The sequence below is a fragment of the Streptomyces sp. JLBJ103 genome (assembly GCF_058215575.1).
Window position 1 is genome coordinate 7640035 of record NZ_CM177089.1, and the last position, 19868, is coordinate 7659902.

The window sequence follows — 19868 nt, forward strand, 5'->3', positions numbered from 1 at the left end:
GAGCGAGGAGACCCCATGCAGCTCATCGAGTGCCCCTGGTGCGGCGCACGTGAGGAAGCCGAGTTCCACTACGGCGGACAGGCCCATATCGCCCACCCCGAGGACCCGCACGCCCTGGACGACGAGCAGTGGGCCCAGTACGTGTTCTTCCGCGACAACCCCAAGGGGCCCTTCGCGGAGCGGTGGACACACGCCGCCGGATGCCGCCGCTGGTTCAACGCCGTGCGCGACACGGTCACCCATGAGTTCCTCGCGGTCTACCGCGTCGGTGACCCGCCCCCGCCCGCCGTCCGCACCGCCCTCGCCACCCGCACCGCCCCCGGCGCACAGCCGCGGCAGGGCCAGGAGGCCACCTCATGAGCAATCCGTTCCGCACCGAGGGCCACGGCCACATCGACCGCGGCACCACCCTCTCCTTCGTCTTCGACGGTGTGACGTACACCGGGCACCCGGGGGACACCCTCGCCTCGGCCCTGCTGGCCAACGGGGTGCACAAGGTGGCCACCGGTATCAAGTACGGCCGGCCGCGCGGCATCATGGCCGCCGGTGTCGAGGAGCCCAACGCACTGGTGCAGATCGAGGCGCCGTTCCCCGAGCCCATGCTCACCGCCACCACCGTGGAGCTCTACGACGGGCTGGTCGCGCGGGGGCTGGGCGGCCAGGGCAGACTGAGCGACCAGCCGGACCCGGCCCGCTACGACACCCTGCACGCCCACTGCGACGTCCTGGTCGTGGGCGCCGGACCGGCCGGACTCTCGGCGGCGCTCACCGCCGCCCGCTCCGGTGCCCGGGTGGTCCTTGTGGATGAACTCCCCGGGCCCGGCGGCTCGTTGCTCAGCGGTCAGCGGACACTCGACGGCGGCCCGGCGACCGCGTGGGCCACGGCCGTCACGGACGAGCTGGCCGCCTGCCCCGATGTGACGGTGCTCAGCCGCACCACCGCCTTCGGCCACTACGACGACGGTCTGGTGCTCGCCCTGGAGAAGCGCACCGACCACCTCGGCACCGCCGTGCCCGCCCATGTCTCACGGCAGCGGATCTGGCGGATCCGGGCCCGGCAGGTCGTCTATGCCACCGGGGCGTACGAGCGGCCCGTGGCCTTCGACAACAACGACCGCCCCGGCATCATGCTCGCCGGTTCGGCCCGTACCTACCTGGGCCGCTTCGGAGTGGTGGCCGGGCGGCGGGCCGTGGTGTTCACCACCAACGACTCCGCCTACCACGCCGCCCTCGACCTGGCCGACGCCGGTGTGCGCATCGCCACGGTCGTCGACGCGCGGGAGAGCGTGCCCGCCCGTCTGCTGGCCGCCTGCGCCGAACGGGGTATCGAGGTGCGCGCCGGACATGTGGTGACCGGCACCAGCGGCATCGACCGGATCTCCCGCGCCCATGTCGCCCGCTTCGGCCATGACGGGGTCGGCGAACGCCAGGGCGTCGACTGTGATCTGCTACTGGTGTCCGGCGGCTGGAACCCGGCGGTTGCCCTGTTCAGCCAGGCCGGCGGCGCGTTGGCCTACGACCCGCAGACAGGTGCGTTCGTCCCCGCGGGCGCGCTGCCGACCGTGCGTACGGCCGGCGCGGCCCGGGGCACCACTACCCTCGCCGGATGTCTGGCCGACGGGGTGGACGCCGCCACCCAGGCGCTGTCGGCGCTGGACCGCACCGTGACGTCGGCCCCGCCTCCGGCGGCGGCCGCGGCACCGCCCGACGCACCGGGCCGGGTGCTGTGGCGGGTGCCCAGTCCGCAGGACGGACCCGACGGGTCCCACCAGTTCGTCGACCTCCAGCGCGACGCCCTGGTCACGGATGTGTTCCGGGCCACCGGCGCGGGGCTGCGGTCGGTGGAGCACGTCAAGCGCTACACCACCATCGGCACCGCCCATGACCAGGGCCGCACCTCGGGCGTACTGACCTCCGGCATCGTCGCCGAGGCGCTGGGCGTGGACATCGCCGAATTGGGCACCACCCGCTTCCGGCCGCCCGCCGTGCCGGTGGCCTTCGCCGCCTTCGCCGGGCGCAACCGCGGCGAGCTGTTCGACCCCGTCCGCGTCACCGCGCTGCACCCCTGGCACCTCGAGCACGGCGCGCTGTTCGAGGACGTCGGACAGTGGAAGCGCCCCTGGTACTACCCCCGCGAGGGCGAGACCATGGACGAGGCCGTGCTGCGCGAATGCCGGGCGGCGCGCGAGGGCGTCGCCATGATGGACGGCTCGACCCTCGGCAAGATCAACGTCCAGGGCCCGGACGCCGGTGTGCTGCTGGACCGGCTCTACACCAACCTGATGAGCACCCTGAAGCCCGGCCGGATCCGCTACGGCGTGATGTGCGGGGTCGACGGCATGGCCATGGACGACGGCACCGTGATCCGGGTCGCGGAGGAGGAGTTCCTCCTGACCACCACCACCGGAAACGCCGCCAGGGTGCTGGAGTGGATGGAGGAGTGGCTCCAGACCGAGTGGCCGGAGCTGCGGGTGCACCTCACCTCCGTCACCGAGCACTGGGTGACCATCCCCCTGGTGGGACCCCGGTCCCGGGAGGTACTGGCCCTGGTCGCCCCCGAACTCGACGTCAGCACCGACGCCTTCCCGTTCATGTCCTGGCGCGACACCACCGTGGCCGGTGCCGCGGCCCGGGTCTGCCGGATCAGCTTCTCCGGTGAACTCGCCTACGAGATCAACGTACCCGCGTGGGACGGCATCGCGGTGTGGCGGGCCCTGTACGCGGCGGGCGCCCCGTTCGGCCTCACCCCTTACGGCACCGAGACCATGCATGTGCTGCGCGCCGAGAAGGCGTACCCCATCATCGGCCAGGACACCGACGGCACCGTCACCCCGCAGGACCTCGGTATGTCCTGGGTGGTGTCCAAGAAGAAGGCCGACTTCGTGGGCAAGCGCTCCTTCGCCCGGCCGGAGAACCAGCGCGCCGACCGCAAGGAGCTGGTGGCGCTGCTGCCCGCCGACGAGCGCAAGCTGCTGCCGGAGGGCGCCCAGATCATCGCCACCAGCACCGTCCCCGCGCCACCGGTGCCCATGCTCGGACATGTCACCTCCAGCTACCGCAGCGGCGCTCTGGGAGGCACGTTTGCGCTGGCGCTCGTGCGGTCGGGGACCCGGCGGATCGGAGAAACCCTCTATGTGGCGCTGGACGGCGAGACCGTCCCGGTGACCGTGTCCGAGCCCGTGCTCTACGACAAGGAGGGAGCTCGCCGTGACGGTTGAGACACCCGTACGCTTCAGCCCGCTGGACGGATGGCAGAACACCTTCGAGCGGCTGCCCGAAGAGCTGGACATCAGGGAGCTCCCCTTCCTGACACAGCTCTCCCTCCGGGTGGAGCCCGGCAGCCCGGCGGCCCGAGCCGTCGAGGACACCCTGGGGTTCACTCTCCCCGGCCCCTCCCGCGCGGAAATGTCCGGGGAGGTGAAGGCCCTGTGGCTGGGGCCGGACGAATGGCTTCTGGTGGCGCCCCCGGACCAGGGCCACGACCTGGCCGGACGGCTGCGCGCGGCGATCGGCGACGCGTTCGCCACCGTCACCGATGTCTCCGCCCAGCGCACCACCCTGTCCCTCACCGGACAGCTCACTCGTGAGGTGCTGGCCCGTGGCTGCGCCATCGACCTGGACGCGCGGGTGACCCCGGTCGGCTCCTGTGTGACCACCCTGCTGGCACAGGCCGGGGTGACGCTCGTGGTCAGGGGAGCCGGGGCGTCCAGCGTCTGGCTGCTGGTCCGTTCGTCCTTCGCCTCCTATGTCGCCACCTGGCTCGTCGACGCCTGCACGGAATACCGGGGTGGCTCATGACCGGTCGCTATCTGCTCACCCTCACCTGCTCCGAACGCCCCGGCGTCGTCCATGCCGTGACCTCGTTCCTGATGCGGCACGGCTGTGACATCACCGAGCATCAGCAGTACGACGACACCGAGCACGGAAGTGTCTTTCTGCGCACCGCGTTCACCGCGCACGACGCGGAGCTCACCCTCGACCGGCTGCACACCGCCTTCGCGCCGGTGGCGGCGTCCTTCGGCATGGAGTGGCAGCTGTGGGACGCCGGGGCCAGGCCCCGGGTGCTGGTGATGGTGTCCAGGTTCGACCACTGTCTGGCGGATCTGCTCTACCGCTGGCGCAGCGGCGCCCTGGCCGCGGAACTGGTGCTGGTGGTGTCCAACCACCCCGACCTCGCCGGTACGGCGGAGGCCGCCGGTGTGCCGTACGCACATGTACCGGTCACCCCCGACACCAAGCCACGGGCCGAGGCCCGGCTGCTGGAGCTGATCGAGGAACACCGCGTCGATCTGGTGGTCCTCGCCCGCTATATGCAGGTGCTGTCGGACGACCTGTGCAAGCGGCTGGAGGGCCGCGCCATCAACATCCACCACTCCTTCCTGCCGAGTTTCGCCGGGGCCAAGCCCTACCACCAGGCGTACCGGCGCGGGGTGAAGTTCGTGGGCGCGACGGCCCACTACGTCACGGCCGACCTCGACGAAGGGCCGATCATCGAGCAGGAGGTGATCCGGGTGGACCACCGCGCCACCCCGGAGGACCTGGTCACCGTCGGCCGCGACGCCGAACGGCTGGCGCTGGCCCGCGCCGTCAACTGGCACTGCCAGGGGCGGGTGCTGCTGCACGGCAATCGCACGGTGATCTTCAACTGACCGTCGGCCACCGGACCGGAGGCGCGGTGGCCACCGTCAGTCCAGGGTCAGCGCCCACTGGGCGGTGTCCCGGAAGTCGTCGCCCGGCGGCTGGACCTCGACGGTGACCGGCGTCTCCTTGGCACGGGCCCGCACCCGCACCGGCACCCGCACACTCTCGCCCTCACCCAGCGACGGCCGGAGTCTGCGATTGGCCTCGTCGTCGTTGAGCCACTCGACGTCCTTGCCGTCGTCGGGCCCGTCGTAGTCGTAGGGGTCCCCGGCGCGAACGATCAGCGGGGTGTCGGAGCCGGCGATGTCGGACACATAGGCGTCCGATCCCGTGCCGATGGGGCGCAACGCCGAATCGGTGCCGTTCTCGTAGGTGATGGTGAACGCGTAGACCCGACTGCCCGGCTCACGGACCGGCTCGCTGACGGTCACGCGCAACCCGTCCTCGTACTCGGCCGTGGCACCGGGCCCCAGATCCTCCTGACCGCCCTCCAACTGGCCGTATCCGTCCAGCCCCTTCTCCAGCTCGGAGAGGCCCGCCATGCCCAGGAGCGCCAGACAGCCGAGCACGACCGTCGCCACGGCACACCCCGCCGTCTTCCTCGAGGGGCCCTTGGCGTCCCGGCCACGGGCGGTGGCCGTGTCCTGGCCGGAGTCGGTGTGGTCAAGGGTGTCCTGGCTGCTCATGGGGGTCACGCTAGAAGGCCCCGAGCCCTGCTGACCTGAGTGCGCGTACTCAGAACACCACTGGGTACTCCCGGTACTCCATGGCGCTACCCTTCCCGGATGAGCCGACTGCTCCACCGCGACCGCACCCTGGAAGAACTGGACGGCGTCCGCTGGCCGGACCCGCCCGACAACGCCACCGGACTGGTACGGACCGTGCACGCCCTACGGCAGCGCAGACTCGGCGCGCTCACCGTCGAGGACCTGCGCACCCTGATCGCCCAGAACGTCGGTCTGCCCTTCCTGCTGCCGCTGGCGCTCGAGGTGCTGCGGGACGATCCGCTGGCCGAGGCCCGGTACTACGAGGGCGATCTGCTCTCCGTGGTGCTGCGGTGCGACCCCGCGGTCTGGGCCGTGCTTCCCGACGTCGCGGGCGAACTGCTGGCCGTCGTGTCCGGACTGCCCGAGCTGGAAGACCATCTGGCGGGCGACGCCGAGCACTTCCTCGCCACCCGGGGCGTGGCCGGGACGGCAAACCAAGTGGCCGGATCACACCGTCTCTGACACTGTTCCTCCTTGTGACAGACACCGGCACCCACAGCCACACCGACATCGACACCGTCGAGATCAGCCCGCTCAGCGACCGTCCGTCGCTGATCCCCCGGGTCTATGAGATCGCCGAGACATGGCCCGCCTTCATCGCGCATGAACCGGCGGCGAATGCGCTGCTCGGCCGGGTGGTGGAGGACTTCCCGCAGTACTGCGTGGTGGCCACCGACGGCGACCGGGTGGTGGCCCGCGGGCTGAGCGTGCCGTTCAACGCCGAGCTCGACGGGCGTGAGGAGATGCCCGACCGGGGCTGGGACCAGGTGCTGGTGTGGGCGTTCCGCGACCGGCACCACGGACGCCCGGCCACCGTGGCCAGCGCGCTCGAGATCACCATCGACTCCGCGTACCTCGGCCGCGGTCTGTCCCACCGCATGCTGCGGGCGCTGCGGGACGCCGTCGCGCGGCAGGGCCACCACGCCCTGCTGGCACCGGTCCGCCCGAACGCCAAGCACCTGCGACCCCGGCTGCCCATGGCCGAGTACATCGGCCGGTTCCGCGACGACGGTCTGCCGAGCGACCCGTGGCTACGGGTGCACGTCAAGGCGGGTGGCACCATCGAGAAGGTCGCCCCGGCATCCATGACGGTGAGCGGATCCCTGGCCCAGTGGCGCCAGTGGACCGGTCTGCCCTTCGACCGCGACGGCGACACCGAGGTGCCGGGCGCGCTGGTCCCGGTGCGGTGCGACACCGCGCATGGCTACGCCGTCTACGTGGAACCCAATGTGTGGATGCGGCACGCGGTGCGTACCGACTGACCCGTCGTCCGGACAGGACGAGCCGCGGACCCTTATGCGGCTCACTCCGGCAGATCGACCGGGCCGTCGGTGGGCGTGAGTGTCACCGTCGTGGGTGTCACCTTCCAGATCTCCGTCAGCTCGGCGGCCACCGTGGCGATGAGCTTGCCGACGTCCGCGGGAGCGCTGTCATGCAGGCCCTCGGAGACGATCAGGGCCGAGGTCGTGGTGTCCCGGACGACGGAGTGGCTGCTCTGCCGGTGGGTCCAGCGACGCGCATGCGCACGGCCGGAGGCGTCGGCGAAGATCACCTCGCCGGGTTCCGGATGTTCCGTCCCGCCGGAGAACGACAGGAACACCTCGTCGCCCACGGCATGCCGGACCTCCAACGGCCCCGTGACGCAGGCCGTATCGAACACTCCCACCGGGATGGCGTACGCGACCGAGATCGCATTGCACAGATCCACCAGCGGATGGACCGAAGGCAGCGATCGCTCCTTGCGGTAGCGCCGCAGCAGCGCCTCGGCCGCGTTCCGGTACTGCGTGGGTTTCACTCCCATCCGGCTGAACGCCCGCCGCCACGCCTGGATTTCGGCGAATTCCCCTTCGGTGCCGTCGGCGAGACGCTCTTCCGCGACGGCGGTGTGCCGGGTGACGGCCGAGGCGATCGTAGCGACAGGGACATCGGTGGTGATCCCGGTGACGTGGACGGCTCCGGAGACCAGCTCCGGGTATGTGGCCCCGATCGCGGGCGAGTACAGAAAGCGCATGCGTGTCCTTAAGCGTTGACCAGGGCCAGTTTGATGCTCAGACCGACGAACGAACCGGCGAACAGCCGGCGGATCCAGGCCAGCACCTTCGGGCGCGCGACCACCTGATCGCGGACCGCCGCTGCGAAGGCGCCGTACCCGGCGAAGACCACAAACGTGGCCAGCATGAAGACACCGCTGAGGACCGCCATGTGGGGGAGCGCATGGGGATCGTCGGCGGCCACGAACTGGGGGAGGAAGGCGACGAAGAACATGGTCAGCTTGGGGTTGAGCAGATTGATCAGTACGGCGGAGGAAACCACCCGGCCGCTGGGCCGCGGGCCGGAACCGGTTGCCACATCGGTCATCTGACGGTCCCTCAGTGTGGTCCACGCCATATACAGCAGATAGGTCACCCCGAGGTACTTCAGCACCTGGAACGCGACCGCGTTCGTGTGCAGCGCGGCCGCCAGGCCCAGCAGGGTGGCCGCCACGTGCGGAACGATGCCGAGTGTGCAGCCGAACGCGGCCGCGACACTGGCACGCCGTCCGTGCGACAGCCCGGCGGACACGGTGTAGATGACGCCGGTTCCCGGGGTGGCCACCACGATGAGCGTGGTGAGGAGGAAGGCGATGCTCATACGGTCACCCTGCCTGAGAGAATGGTCCGGTGAGGAGAGCCAAAGAAGGGTCGGTCAGCAGGTCCAAAGGGCCCGGCGCCGACTTTCTGCAACTCGACATCGGTGACGCGCCCGCACGCGGCCGCGCGCGGTGGCTGGCCGAACGGCTCCGCACCGCCATCGCGGACGGCCGTCTCCCGGTGGGCAGCACACTGCCCGCGAGCCGACGGCTGGCCGCGGACCTCGGTGTCTCCCGCGGGGTGGTCACCGACGCCTATCAGCGGCTGGCGGAAGCGGGCCATGTCAGCGGCCACGGCCGCGGCGGCACCACTGTGGTGTCCGCCCCGGCGCTGCCGCGTCCCGAGCGGCCCGCGACACGTCCCCCGTCGTCGGCGCTGTTCGGCCAGGTCCCGCCCGGCGCGGACATCTTCGATCTGCTGCGCACCACACCGGCGCGGATCGATCTCTCACCCGGCCTGCCCGATCTCGCCGCCTTTCCACGCGCGGTATGGCTCCGCGCCGAACGCACCGTGCTGAATACCCTGGAGCCGTCCGCGTTGGGCTACAGCGACCCGGGCGGAACACCGGCCGTACGACGGTCCATTGCCAGGTGGCTGGCGCTCAACCGCGGTATCCGTGTCGACGCGGACGAGGTCATCATCGTGGCCGGGGTCTCCCAGGCGCTCTCCCTGATCGCCCATGTGCTGCGGCAGGACGGGATCACCGGCATCGCCGTCGAGGACCCGTGCTCACTCGGTATCCGGCAGCATCTGGACTACTGGGGCATGGACACACCCCCGGTCCGGGTCGACGCCGACGGTCTGTGTGTTGACGAGCTGAGCGCAAGCGGCGCGCAGGCGGTCGTGCTCACCCCCGCACACCAGTTTCCGACCGGGGTGGTGCTCCACGGCGAGCGGCGCCGCCGGCTGGCCCAGTGGGCCGAGGGGGGCGGACTGATCATCGAGGACGACTACGACGCCGAGCACCGCTATGACCGCCCTCCCGTCTCGGCGCTGCGCGCCGCGCTGCCGGAACACGTCTTCTACACCGGATCCATCTCCAAACTCCTCGCCCCCGCCATGCGGCTGGGATGGCTGCTCGCGCCGACGCGCTACCGCGACGACCTCGTCCTGGCCAAACGCAACAGCGATCTCGGCAACGCGGTACTGCCGCAGCTGGTGCTGGCCGAACTGCTGGACTCCGGAGAGCTGGAGCGCCAGTTGCGTCTGCTGCGCCGACGCCATGTGCACCGCCGGGACGTCATGATCGAGGCCATCGCCGGTCAGCTGCCCGGCACGGTGGTCCACGGGGCGGCGGCCGGTCTGCACCTCACGATCACGCTCCAGCCCGGGGTGGATGATGCCGGCCTCGCCGCCGCGGCGTTCGCGAGGGGTGTCAAAGTGCATCCGCTGTCCTGGTACGGCCAGCGGCAGTTGCGACCTGGAGTGGTCCTCGGCTACGCGGCGTCCACGCCGGGCGACATCGAGGAAGGCATCGCGGCACTCGGCGCCGCACTGCGCCACCAGAGGGGAGGAAAGCCGTGGTAACGCCCCTAGGCCCTGTCCTGCCGATCTTCGCGGGCCCACGACGCCTGGCACCGCGCCTCGCCGCGTTGTCGGGATCGTCCGAGTACGCCCAGTACGAGGGCGACCCTCCTGCGATCCTCCCCCAGCTACCGCTGGGAGGTGCCCCCTCACCAGACGCCGCGGGCTGATCCATGAAGATCGACAGGACAGGACCTAGCCATCGGCTACGTTGGCCTCGAAGGGACCACACCGCAGCACATCAAGGGGGCACGATGTCGTCGAGCCGATCGGACAACGGGCAGGAGAACACCGCCGTGACGGACAGCGGAACGGAGCCGGAGCAGGCGCCGGACGCGCCCCTCTGGGACCCCGAGGCCCCTGGGGTCCTTCACCTGCCCTCCGGCCGCCTGGTACGTGGCAGGGGGTTGCGCAACCCCCTGCCCACCGGCCCGTCGCCCGCCTACGCGGTGTATCTGCTCGGCAAGCAACCGCCGGAGGTGGCCTGGGATTCCGACTGGCTCCGCTGGCCGGACTTCCGTCTCCCCAGCGACCGGGACCGCGCCGCCACCCTGCTCGGGGACGTGTGGCGCCGCGCGGCGCACGAGCGGGTCGAGGTCGCCTGCGGAGGCGGCCGTGGCCGCACGGGCACGGCTCTGGCCTGCATCGCCGTCCTCGACGGGGTTCCGCCCGCCGAGGCGGTGGCCTTCGTACGGCAGCACTACGACAAGCACGCCGTCGAAACACCGTGGCAGCACCGCTATGTGCGTCGCTTCAACGCCACCAACCGGTGATCGTCCGGCCGGTCCGGGTGCGAAGATGTCCGCCATGAGCGACAAGGGCGCACACAAGGGCACACGAGACGGACGGCTGGCCGAGGCTGTGCGGTTGCGTGCGCAGGGAGACCGCGAGCAGGCGCGGCAGCGGCTGGTGGCGCTCTCCGCCGCGTATCCCGAGGACACCGAGATCGCGTACCAGACGGCCTGGGCCCACGATGTGCTGGGACTGGAGGCCGAGGCGGTCCCGTTCTACGAACGCAGCCTCGGCGCACCGGGGTTGTCGGCCGAGGATCGCCGTGGCGCGCTCCTCGGGCTCGGCAGCACCTACCGCGTACTCGGGCAGTACAGCAAAGCGGTCGACACGCTGCGCTGTGGCGCGGAGGAGTTCCCGGAGGACGGCGCGTTCCCGGCCTTCCTGGCCATGGCCCTGTACAACACCGGTGACCACCACGAGGCCATGCGGCTGCTGCTCACCCTGCTCGCCACCACCAGTGACGATCCGTCGGTCCGGAGCTACCGACGGGCCGTCGAGACATACGCGCAGGACCTGGACGCGACGGTCTGAGGGGTGTCGGTCAGGCGGTGGCGGAGCCGCCCGGCGGGCGCGGGCGGTGCTCGACGAGCGGCCGGCCGAGCGCTTCGGCGACCGGCGCCTCGCCGAGCACCGGGCGCTGCTCACCGAGGTGCTGGACGAGCTGGGCGGCACCGACGCCGTCCGGCGCCGGGACATCCGCCCACCTCAGTGATCATCCCGTCCCATGCGACCGCGCCGAGCGGAATCGACAATCCGCGCCGGCGTGTCCGAAACACCCCCTCCCGTCAAGGGGAGTCGGTGGCCGCGAGGCGCAACTCGCCCTCGCCCAGCGGCGCGAAGAAGGCCGCCACGTCCTCGTCTGTCACCCCGGCGAGGGTGGCGGGCGACCACCGCGGGCAGCGGTCCTTGTCGACCACCTGCGCGCGGATCCCCTCCACCAGGTCCGGGCTGGACAGCGCGGCACACGAGACGCGGTACTCCTGCTCCAGCACCCGCTCCAGCGGACCGAGGGTCCGGGCCCGGCGCAGCGCCTCCAGGGTCACCTTCAGCGCGGTGGGGGACCGGGTGAGCAGAGTCTCGGCCGTCTCCTTCGCCGCGGTGACGGACAGGGCGTACAGCCGGTCCACGATCTCCTCGACCGTCCCGCCCGCATACGCCTCGTCGATCCAGTCGCGCCCGCCGTCCAGTTCACCGGGCGGTGGCCGGTGCGCATAGCGGGGCAGCACCTCATCCACGGAGGAACGGGCGAGGTCCGCCAGCAGCCGGGGCACCAGCTCCGACGGTACGAAGTGGTCCGCGAGCCCGCACAGCAGGGCGTCCGCCGCGCCCACCGCCCGGCCCGTCAGGGCCAGATGGGTGCCGAGCTCACCGGGGGCGCGACTGAGCAGATAGGTGCCGCCGACATCGGGGACGAAGCCGATAATGGTCTCGGGCATGGCGACCCGGGAGCGCTCGGTCACGATCCGCACGCTCCCGTGCGCGGAGACCCCGACGCCGCCGCCCATCACGATGCCGTCCATGACCGCGACATAGGGCTTCGGGAAACGGGCGATCCGGGCGTTGAGCCGGTACTCGTCGGCCCAGAAGGCCGCGGACGCCGTCCCTCCGGCGCGGGCATCCGCGTGGACCGCCACGATGTCACCACCCGCGCACAGCCCGCGCTCGCCCGCACCCGTGATGACCACTGTCTTCACGGCCGGATCACTCTCCCAGGCGGCGAGCGCCCGGTCGATACGGGTCACCATGGCGTGTGTCAGGGCGTTGAGGGATTTCGGCCGGTTGAGCGTGAGATGGGCCGTGTGTCCCTCGATGTGCAAGCGCACCTGCTCGTCGTCGGCCGCCGTCATCGGGTCGCCCCCGCCGGGCCGGTCTGTGCATGGGGCGAGGTGAAACGCATGATCTCGTCGATTCCTTCCGGAGTCCGGTGCGGCCGTGGATCGCGGACGACCTGTGTGACGCCACACGTCCACGTCCATCCTGCCCATGCCCGCGGCGTCAGGGCTAGCCTTGGCGGAATGACAGCAATCTTGGTCAGCGCGTGTCTGCGCGGGGTGCCCTGCCGGTACGACGGGCGTCACAAGGCGGTGTCGGAGCTGGACGAGGCGGTGGCCGGGCGCGATGTGGTGTCCTTCTGCCCGGAGGTGGCGGGCGGGCTCACCACCCCGCGACGGCCCGCGGAGCTGGTGGGCGGTGATGGCCACGATGTCCTCGACGGTACGGCACAGGTGGTCGACGACACCGGCCGTGATGTCACCGCCGCGTTCGTGGACGGCGCCCGGCGCGCTCTCGAGGCGGCCCGGCGGGGAGGCTGCACCGAGGCCCTGCTGATGCCGCGCAGCCCGTCGTGCGGCCAGGGCGCGGTGTACGACGGGTCGTTCTCCGGGGAGCTGGCACCGGGCGACGGCGTGACGGCCGCGTTGTTCGCACGCAACGGCATCACCGTGCGGCCCGCGCCGGGAGTGTGAGCCCGCGCCCGGGGCGTGAGCCCGCGCCCGGGGTGCGAGGGCGCCACGCCCCGCCGCGGGGTGGCGCCCACCAGCGCCTTGCGCCGCATCACACGGGCCCGTTCATCGTTCGAAGGTCAACCGGGGAGCGCCGTCACTGTGCACTTCTCTCCTCGCCGTCCGTGTCACCGGTGCCTGGTGTCCTGAGCGAACTACGGCGACCGCACCCTGCCTTCCGTCTCAGCTCCCATGACGGACACGGGCGTTACCCCCGCCCTCGCACGGTGCGTCCCCCTCGTCGGCACGGCCACATCCGGCCGAGCGACCGCCCGACCCGGCCGCGTACGCCGCCCGGCTGCGCGATCTGCTGCTGCCGGACATCCTGCGGTCGAGGTGGGCAGCGAGGCCCGGTTCGGTGTTGAGGTACGCAACGGACGTGCCCTGACGGACTGTGTCCTCGAGGTGATGTTCCGGCTGGTGCTGGGCGTACCCGTCGGGATGGCGCTGGGCGCGAGCGCCGCCGCGGGGGCGCCGCGTGACGCGTTCCCCTATCTGTCCGCGCCGGTGCCCGAGCGCTGACCGCGCGGCCGGTTCACCCCGTGTCCCGGTGACCCCGAGCGGCCGCCCGGCCGCTCCCGGACCGTGATGCGGGGGCGGCGGGGTCCACCCGGGACCATCCGGCGAAGGTGAGTCAATGTCACTTTTTCTGTCCAGGCTCTTGTGGCAGCCGCCTTCGCTCATTACTTTCCGGTAGGCCCCGGTGTGTCGCGGCCCAACTGGAGGAGTGGTCATGTCTGTTCGCGCGGTCCGGCGCAGCCGTAGGTCTCTGCGCACGCTCGTCTGTCTCGCCGCCGTCACGGTGCTGGCGGTGACCGGATCCGCGACGGCCACCGTCACCGCCGCCGCACAGCCCGCGTCGGTACCGGCAGGGCCGCGTGAGGTGATGTTCGTGGGCAACAACTGGGACGGCACCGCCGATGTCATCGCCTCCAAGGGCGACTTCGGCAAAATCGGCCGTGTCAACGTCATCCCGGACAAGGAAGAGCGACTCAGGGAGATCTATCTCAACCCCATCAAACTGGCGTTCTTCCTGGGCATCCGGCAAGGGCCGGGGGAGGGGCACGACCAGTTCGTCGACGACATGTACTCCACCCCGGACGGCTCCGCCATCGTCGTCTCCCGGCCCAGCTTCGCCGACGTGGTCTCCATCGACCTCAAGACCGGCGCCCTCAAGTGGCGCTTCCCGGTATCGGGATTCCGCTCGGACCACATGGCGGTGTCGCCCGACGGCAAACGTGTGGCGGTGTCGGCCTCGACGTCCAACACCGTGCATATGCTCGACATCGAGACGGGCAAGCAGCTCGGATCGTTCGCCACGGGCGACAAGCCCCATGAGAACGTCTTCACGGACGGCGGAAAGTACGTGTGGAACATGTCCATCGGCGAGGTCAACACCGCGCTGGACGAACCATGGTTGGACTGGACGAAGGGCGACCGGCGCATCACCGTGGTGGACGCGCACACCTTCAAGCAGGTCAAGGTCATCGACATGCGCGAACGGCTCGACGCCTTCGGCCGCAAGGACCTGTCCGACGCCGTCCGGCCGGTGGCCTTCACCCCCGATGAGTCCAAGCTCTACTTCCAGGTGTCCTTCTTCAACGGCTTCCTGGAGTACGACGTGGCCTCCGACCGCATCACCCGCTCCAAGACCCTCCCGAAGAACCCGGACACCAGCGAGGACCGCACCACCTGGGTCAATGACTCCCGCCACCACGGTCTGTCCATGAGCCCGGACGGCGCCAAGCTGTGCGTCGCGGGGACGATGGACGACTACGCCACCGTCGTCGACCGCGCCACGCTCCGCGAAGGCCCCCTGGTGACCGCGTCGAAGCCGTACTGGGCCACGGTGAGCGGCGACGGCCGGTCCTGTGTCATCTCCGAGAGCGGCGCCGACCGGGTCACCGCGATTGACTTCGCCACCGGTGAGAAGGTCACGTCCGTGCAGGTCGGGGACCATCCGCAGCGGGTGCGCATCGGTCATGTGGCGGCCGACTGGACGGGGCCGTCGAGCGGTAGGTGAACCGCGGCAGCAGCGCCTGGGTGACCGGGCCGACGGTGGCCGCGTAAAGCACCGTTCCCATGCCCACCGTCCCGCCGAGCAGCCAGCCGAGCGCGAGCACCGTGATCTCTATCAGGGTGCGGACGAATCGCAGGGAACGTCCGGTGGCGGCGGACGCGCCCGTCATCAGCCCGTCGCGCGGCCCCGGCCCCAACCGGGCGCCGACGTACACCGCCACCGACACCCCGTTGAGCAGCACTCCGCCGATGAGCAGCGGTACCCGGGCGGAGAGGCCGAGATCCGGCGGGATCAGCGCCAGGCCGAGATCCGACGTACCCGCTAGGACGGCGATGTTGGCCACCGTGCCGAAGCGCGGCCGCTGCTTCAGCGGGATCCACAGCAGCAGTACCAGCGCACCGAGCACGGCGTTGACCGCGCCGAAGCTCAGTCCGGTGTGCCCGGACACCCCCTCGTACAGCACGCTCCAGGGATTCACCCCCAGCGAGGAACGGACCATGAGCGACAGGCTGAAGCCGTACAGCGCCAGTCCGGTGAAGAGCTGGAGGAGGCGGCGCAGCGGACGCTCGCCGAGTGTCAAGTAGCCGAGGGGAGGCGGGGGTTTCGAGGCCATGGACGGTGAGTCTGTACAGTGATTGGCCTGCACAACACAGCCAATCTCGGGGGAGTGGCGGGAATGGACGCACTGCACCGGCGGCGGAGCGGAGACCGGGCCGGGAGGACCGGCGGAACACTGGGAAGCGGGCAACTGGCCGCGATGCTGCCCGACCCGGCGGGCGCGACGCCGGCCTTCCGCCATCTGGCGCGGGAGATCAGCGCACTCATCCTCGACGGGCGGATCGCCCTGCACGTACGGCTCCCGGCCGAACGGGAACTGGCCGCCGCCCTGAACACCAGCCGGGCCACCGTCACCGCCGGGTACGACCTGCTGCGGACGAGCGGCTACGCCTACAGCCGCCAGGGCGCCGGTACCTGGACGGCGCTGCCGGAAGGCCGTACGCCGCACGGCGTGGCCCGGGTGCTGGCACCTCCGGACATCGCCATCGACCTGGCCAGGGCCGCCCCCGTGCTGCCGGAGCGGATCCTGTCCGACGCGCTCGTCCACATCGCTCCGCAACTGGCCGACCACGCGGAGACCCCCGGCTACCACCCCTACGGCCTCCCCGAGCTCCGGGCCGCCGTCGCCGACCGGTTCACCCGCCGCGGCCTGGCCACCCGGCCCGAACAGATCCTGGTGACCTCCGGCGCCCAGCACGCCCTCACTCTGATCGTGGGAGTGCTCTGCGGGTCCGGTGACCGCGTCATGGTGGAGAACCCGTCGTACCCCAATGCCCTGGAGGCCCTGCGCCGGGCCCGGCTGCGCACCGTGTCCGTACCGGTGGCCGACACCGGCTGGGACATCGGCATCATGGAATCGACCCTGCACCAGGTCGTGCCCCAACTGGCCTATCTGATACCGGACTTCCACAACCCCACCGGTGCTCTGATGCCCCAGGAGGAACGCGCGCGGGTGCTGCGCGCCGTCGAACGCTCCGGCACCTGGCTGATCGTCGACGAGACCCTGACCGACATCGCCCTCGATGTGCCCGTCCCGCCGCCCTTCGCCTCCCACACCGGGCCCGGTGGCGGTGGCCAGGTCCTCACGATCGGCTCGATGAGCAAGACCCACTGGGGCGGTCTGCGCATCGGCTGGCTACGCGCCCCCGCCCGGCTGGTGACCGAACTCGCCGGGCAGCGGGTGGCCAACGACATGGGCGGCTCAGTGGTGGATCAGCTGCTGGCCCTCCACCTTCTGGCCCGGGAGGACGAACTGCTGCCGCCCCGCCTCGAGCAACTGCGCACCCGGCGCGCCGCCCTGGCCGAAGCCCTCACCGAGCACCTTCCGGAGTGGAGCTGGCGGATTCCGCCCGGCGGGCTGTCCCTCTGGGTGGACCTCGGGGAGCCGCTTGCCTCACCGCTGGCGGAGCGCGCGGAGGAGTGCGGGGTGCGGATCGAGGGCGGTGGCCGCTTCGCCGCTCATCCCGGTGTCTTCGAGCAGCGGCTGCGCATCCCGTATGCCCTCCCGCCCGAGACCCTGCGGGAGGCGGTACAGCGGATGGCCACCGCGCTTGCGGGTGGGCTGCGGCCGCCGTCCACCGCACGGCAGTCGCACTGGATCGCCTGACCGATGTCATCGCTGGTCAATGGCGTGGTCCAGCGAAATTCGAACGCAATTCGAACGCAGGATCGCAATGTCGACCGCACCCATTTGAACGCTTTACAAACTACGGCATAGTGGAGCACGCATTCTGGTGAGGCCGACCGGATAGACGGAGCTTCCCCAGAGGCCACCACGCCGCTTCCGCGACCGATGGCACGGCCCGGTGGCACCGCTCCGTCGCGGAGCATGCCCCACAGGACAGGGACGCGACGGCGAGCCGGCTGCGCCCGCTCAAGGGCCTCTCCCGCAAGGCCACCGCGGATCACCTCCCGCCCGCGGACGCGCACGCAACCGCGCCACCGCACCAGCCACGCCACCGTCGACGCCGGACGTGGGCACCCGAGCCACCCCGGCGACGGGCGACCGTGCCACCGGACCGCCGAGCCCCGCCCCGGGCCCCTGGAACAGTGAGGACAGCCGCAGATGGACACCACCACCGACAGTGCGGGCGATCGTGGCTTCTGCCTCGCTCGTGTGGTGTCCGTGGTCCTGGATGGCGCGGGTACGGTCACGCACTGGTCCGCCGCCGCGGCGGACCTCCTCGGGCTGTCCGCCGCGGATGCCGTGGGGCGTCACATCACCGAACTGTTCGCAGAGTGCCAGGAGGCACGAGGTGTCCCGGAGCGTCCCGCGAGCGGCCGGGCCCGGTTGCGGCACACCACGCGTGGACCGGTGGACATCGTCTTCCGTACGACACCGCTGGACGGCGGTGGCTCCGTGCTGCTCGCCGCCCCCGCGGACACCGCGGCCGAGTGGGGGCAGGGTGTGGCGCTGCTGCGGGCGCTGTTCGCCCAGGACGGCGTCGGGGTGGCCGTCCACGACACGGATCTGAACGTCCTCAGCGTCCATGCCCCCTCCGGGCGGCTGCCGGGCGCGGACGCGGTCCGCGGTCGGCTGGCCGAGGTGGTGGAGGGGCCGGGTGCGCCGTCCTTCCGGGCCGTTCTGCGCGAGGTGTTGGACACCGGCCACGCGGTCATCGACCGTGAGCAGCCCCTGAGTACACCGGACGGGGACCGCGAGGTGGCCCAGTGTGCGTTCCGCCTGGACGACGCGCACGGTGTGCCGACCGGGGTGATGAGCCTCTTCCGGGACACCACCGAGCAGAAGCGGGTGCGCGACCACCTCGAACTGCTCCGCGACTCCGCCTCCCGGATCAGCGCCTCGCTCGATGTGGTCCGTGTCGCCGAGGATCTGGTGGACGTGCTCGTCCCGGCTCTGGGTGATCTCGCGACGGTGGACCTGCACGAGTCCGTGCTCGCCGGTGACGAACCGCCGAGGATGTTCGGTGGCGGAAAGCAGCATCTGGTCCGGGTGGCGGGCGCCACCACCGCCGGGGACTGGCCCGATGGACTGCTCACCACCGGCACCAGCTGTCCGACGCTGCCGGACAACGACGAGCTGCGCACGGTCCAGGGCGGCGCCGCCATCATCACGGACCGCGCGGGTGCCATCCGGGCCGTCGGCCCGGAGCAGGAGCGTCTGTTCATCCCGGACGGCGGCCATGCGCTGGCGGTCGCCCCGCTGCGAGCGCGCGGTCTGGTGCTGGGTCTGGTGGCCGTATGGCGCACCGACCACCCCGAGGCGTTCGCCGAGGACGAGCGCGTGCTGCTGACGGAGATCTGCTCCCGGGCCGCGCTCGGCATCGACAACGCACGGTGTTTCACCCGGGAGCACCGGGCGGCGGTGGCCTTGCAGCAGCGGCTGCTGCCGCGGGCGGTGACCGACACCCTGGCGGCGGAGACGGCGGGAAGCTATCTGCCCGCCAGTGGCGGAGCGGGCATCAGCGGCGACTGGTTCGATGTCATCCCCCTGCCCTGTCTGCGGGTGGCGTTCGTGGTCGGGGACGTCATCGGCCACGGACTTCCGGCCACCGCGGCCATGGGCAGGCTGCGCACCGCCATCCAGACCCTCGCCGCCCTGGAGATGGATCCGGACGACCTGCTGTCCCGGGTGGAGGACCTGGTCGAGCAACTCGCCGCCGAGGCCCCGCAGGAACAGCGGGACGCGGTCGGCGCCACCTGTCTGATCGGTGTCTACGACCCGGTGGACCGCCAGTGCACCCTGGCGAGCGCGGGACATCCGCCACCGGTGGTGGTGGCCCCCGACGGCACCACCCGCTTCGTCGACCTCTCGCCCGGCCCGCCGCTCGGTGTCGGCGGGATGCCGTTCGAACCCCTCACCATCGAGTTGCCGCCGGGCGGCGTCCTCGCGCTGTACACGGACGGCCTGGTCCGCCGTGACCGGGCCGATCTGGAGACGGGGATGGAGTGGCTGCGGAGTGAACTGGCCGCGCAGTGCCGCCCGCACCGGCCCCTGGACGAGATCAGCGCCGCACTGCTGGACGGTGCCGACGACGAGCGGCAGACCGACGACACCGCCCTGCTGCTCGCCCGCACCCGCACCTCCCCGCTGTGGACCGTCGCGAGCTGGGAGTTCCCCGCGGACCCCGCCTCGGTGGCCCGCGCGAGAAGGGCGACCACCGACCAGCTCGCCACCTGGGGGCTGGAGGAGCTGGCGTTCACCACGGAACTGATCGTCAGCGAGCTGGTCACCAACGCGGTCCGGTACGCGGGCGGGCCGATCGGGGTGCGGCTGATCCGGGAGAACCACCTCATCTGCGAGGTCACCGACCCCAGCGGCACCCAGCCCCGGCTGCGCAGGGCCGGGGACACCGACGAGGGCGGCCGTGGGCTGTTCCTGGTGGCCCAGATGTCCAGTCGGTGGGGCAGCCGCTACAGCCGTCGTGGCAAGACCATCTGGACCGAGCAGGCGGTACCGCCGGACCGCGGCTGA

Annotated in this window: 20 protein-coding genes; 15 read left to right on the forward strand and 5 right to left on the reverse strand. The window is 71.3% G+C overall.

All coding sequences use genetic code 11. From position 1 onward, the window contains the following. Positions 1-15: 15 nt before the first annotated feature. Genes AC4BEG_RS32815 through purU form a run of 4 tightly spaced genes read left to right on the forward strand, consistent with a single transcriptional unit; the run spans position 16 to position 4649 of the window. Positions 16-360: a sarcosine oxidase subunit delta gene (locus AC4BEG_RS32815; protein ID WP_490703293.1), complete on the forward strand. Its 345-nt coding sequence runs from the start codon at positions 16-18 to the stop codon at positions 358-360. Then, positions 357-3218, forward strand: coding sequence for a 2Fe-2S iron-sulfur cluster-binding protein (locus AC4BEG_RS32820; protein ID WP_490703294.1), 2862 nt, complete (start codon positions 357-359; stop codon positions 3216-3218). The genes AC4BEG_RS32815 and AC4BEG_RS32820 overlap by 4 nt, the downstream gene beginning before the upstream one ends. Continuing rightward, positions 3208-3798: a sarcosine oxidase subunit gamma gene (locus AC4BEG_RS32825; protein ID WP_490703295.1), complete on the forward strand. Its 591-nt coding sequence runs from the start codon at positions 3208-3210 to the stop codon at positions 3796-3798. Before AC4BEG_RS32820 ends, AC4BEG_RS32825 begins: the two co-directional genes overlap by 11 nt. Beyond that, positions 3795-4649, forward strand: coding sequence for a formyltetrahydrofolate deformylase (gene purU / locus AC4BEG_RS32830; RefSeq protein ID WP_490703296.1), 855 nt, complete (start codon positions 3795-3797; stop codon positions 4647-4649). Before AC4BEG_RS32825 ends, purU begins: the two co-directional genes overlap by 4 nt. Before the next feature lie 36 nt (positions 4650-4685). Here purU and AC4BEG_RS32835 read toward each other — a convergent pair whose 3' ends face one another. Beyond that, entirely contained in the window at positions 4686-5327 is a 642-nt protein-coding gene (locus tag AC4BEG_RS32835; protein ID WP_490703297.1) for a hypothetical protein, read from the reverse strand. A 99-nt stretch (positions 5328-5426) separates the two neighbouring features. On the opposite strand from AC4BEG_RS32835, the gene AC4BEG_RS32840 reads away from it, so the two are divergent. Beyond that, positions 5427-5870, forward strand: coding sequence for a contact-dependent growth inhibition system immunity protein (locus AC4BEG_RS32840; RefSeq protein WP_490703298.1), 444 nt, complete (start codon positions 5427-5429; stop codon positions 5868-5870). A gap of 14 nt (positions 5871-5884) precedes the next feature. Next, a complete protein-coding gene (locus tag AC4BEG_RS32845) occupies positions 5885-6670 on the forward strand; it encodes an N-acetyltransferase (RefSeq protein ID WP_490703299.1) in 786 nt (261 codons plus the stop codon). A 41-nt stretch (positions 6671-6711) separates the two neighbouring features. On the opposite strand, the gene AC4BEG_RS32850 is transcribed toward AC4BEG_RS32845, so the two are convergent. Further along, a complete protein-coding gene (locus AC4BEG_RS32850) occupies positions 6712-7419 on the reverse strand; it encodes a B3/B4 domain-containing protein (protein WP_490703300.1) in 708 nt (235 codons plus the stop codon). An 8-nt stretch (positions 7420-7427) separates the two neighbouring features. Next, positions 7428-8039, reverse strand: a complete 612-nt coding sequence (locus AC4BEG_RS32855) for a LysE family translocator (RefSeq protein ID WP_490703301.1) — start codon at positions 8037-8039, stop codon at positions 7428-7430. A 29-nt stretch (positions 8040-8068) separates the two neighbouring features. On the opposite strand from AC4BEG_RS32855, the gene pdxR reads away from it, so the two are divergent. The 4 genes from pdxR (at position 8069) to AC4BEG_RS32875 (ending at position 11066) form a co-directional block, all read left to right on the forward strand. Further along, the gene (gene pdxR / locus AC4BEG_RS32860; RefSeq protein ID WP_490703302.1) at positions 8069-9565 is read left to right on the forward strand and encodes a MocR-like pyridoxine biosynthesis transcription factor PdxR; all 1497 of its coding nucleotides are present in this window, start codon (positions 8069-8071) and stop codon (positions 9563-9565) included. A gap of 251 nt (positions 9566-9816) precedes the next feature. Beyond that, entirely contained in the window at positions 9817-10335 is a 519-nt protein-coding gene (locus AC4BEG_RS32865; protein WP_490703303.1) for a protein-tyrosine phosphatase family protein, read from the forward strand. 34 nt (positions 10336-10369) lie between these two features. Beyond that, on the forward strand, positions 10370-10885 hold the full coding sequence (locus AC4BEG_RS32870) for a tetratricopeptide repeat protein (protein WP_490703304.1): 516 nt from the start codon (positions 10370-10372) through the stop codon (positions 10883-10885). Positions 10886-10931: 46 nt separating this feature from the next. Further along, positions 10932-11066 carry a hypothetical protein gene (locus AC4BEG_RS32875; protein WP_490703305.1) on the forward strand — a complete coding sequence of 45 codons (135 nt, stop codon included), beginning with the start codon at positions 10932-10934 and terminating at the stop codon, positions 11064-11066. A 73-nt stretch (positions 11067-11139) separates the two neighbouring features. On the opposite strand, the gene AC4BEG_RS32880 is transcribed toward AC4BEG_RS32875, so the two are convergent. Then, entirely contained in the window at positions 11140-12201 is a 1062-nt protein-coding gene (locus tag AC4BEG_RS32880) for an enoyl-CoA hydratase/isomerase family protein (RefSeq protein ID WP_490703306.1), read from the reverse strand. A 168-nt stretch (positions 12202-12369) separates the two neighbouring features. Between AC4BEG_RS32880 and AC4BEG_RS32885 the strand changes: the two genes are divergently transcribed. From AC4BEG_RS32885 to AC4BEG_RS32895, 3 genes are all read left to right on the forward strand, one after another. Continuing rightward, a complete protein-coding gene (locus AC4BEG_RS32885; RefSeq protein ID WP_490703307.1) occupies positions 12370-12819 on the forward strand; it encodes a 2-thiouracil desulfurase family protein in 450 nt (149 codons plus the stop codon). Positions 12820-13191: 372 nt separating this feature from the next. Next, a complete protein-coding gene (locus tag AC4BEG_RS32890) occupies positions 13192-13377 on the forward strand; it encodes a hypothetical protein (RefSeq protein ID WP_490703308.1) in 186 nt (61 codons plus the stop codon). Positions 13378-13588: 211 nt separating this feature from the next. Then, a complete protein-coding gene (locus AC4BEG_RS32895; RefSeq protein ID WP_490703309.1) occupies positions 13589-14878 on the forward strand; it encodes a YncE family protein in 1290 nt (429 codons plus the stop codon). On the opposite strand, the gene yczE is transcribed toward AC4BEG_RS32895, so the two are convergent. Then, positions 14790-15488: a membrane protein YczE gene (yczE, locus tag AC4BEG_RS32900; protein WP_490703310.1), complete on the reverse strand. Its 699-nt coding sequence runs from the start codon at positions 15486-15488 to the stop codon at positions 14790-14792. The genes AC4BEG_RS32895 and yczE overlap by 89 nt on opposite strands. A gap of 63 nt (positions 15489-15551) precedes the next feature. Between yczE and yczR the strand changes: the two genes are divergently transcribed. Then, positions 15552-17039, forward strand: coding sequence for a MocR-like transcription factor YczR (yczR, locus tag AC4BEG_RS32905; protein ID WP_490703311.1), 1488 nt, complete (start codon positions 15552-15554; stop codon positions 17037-17039). Between the two features lie 459 nt (positions 17040-17498). After that, entirely contained in the window at positions 17499-19868 is a 2370-nt protein-coding gene (locus AC4BEG_RS32910) for an ATP-binding SpoIIE family protein phosphatase (RefSeq protein ID WP_490703312.1), read from the forward strand.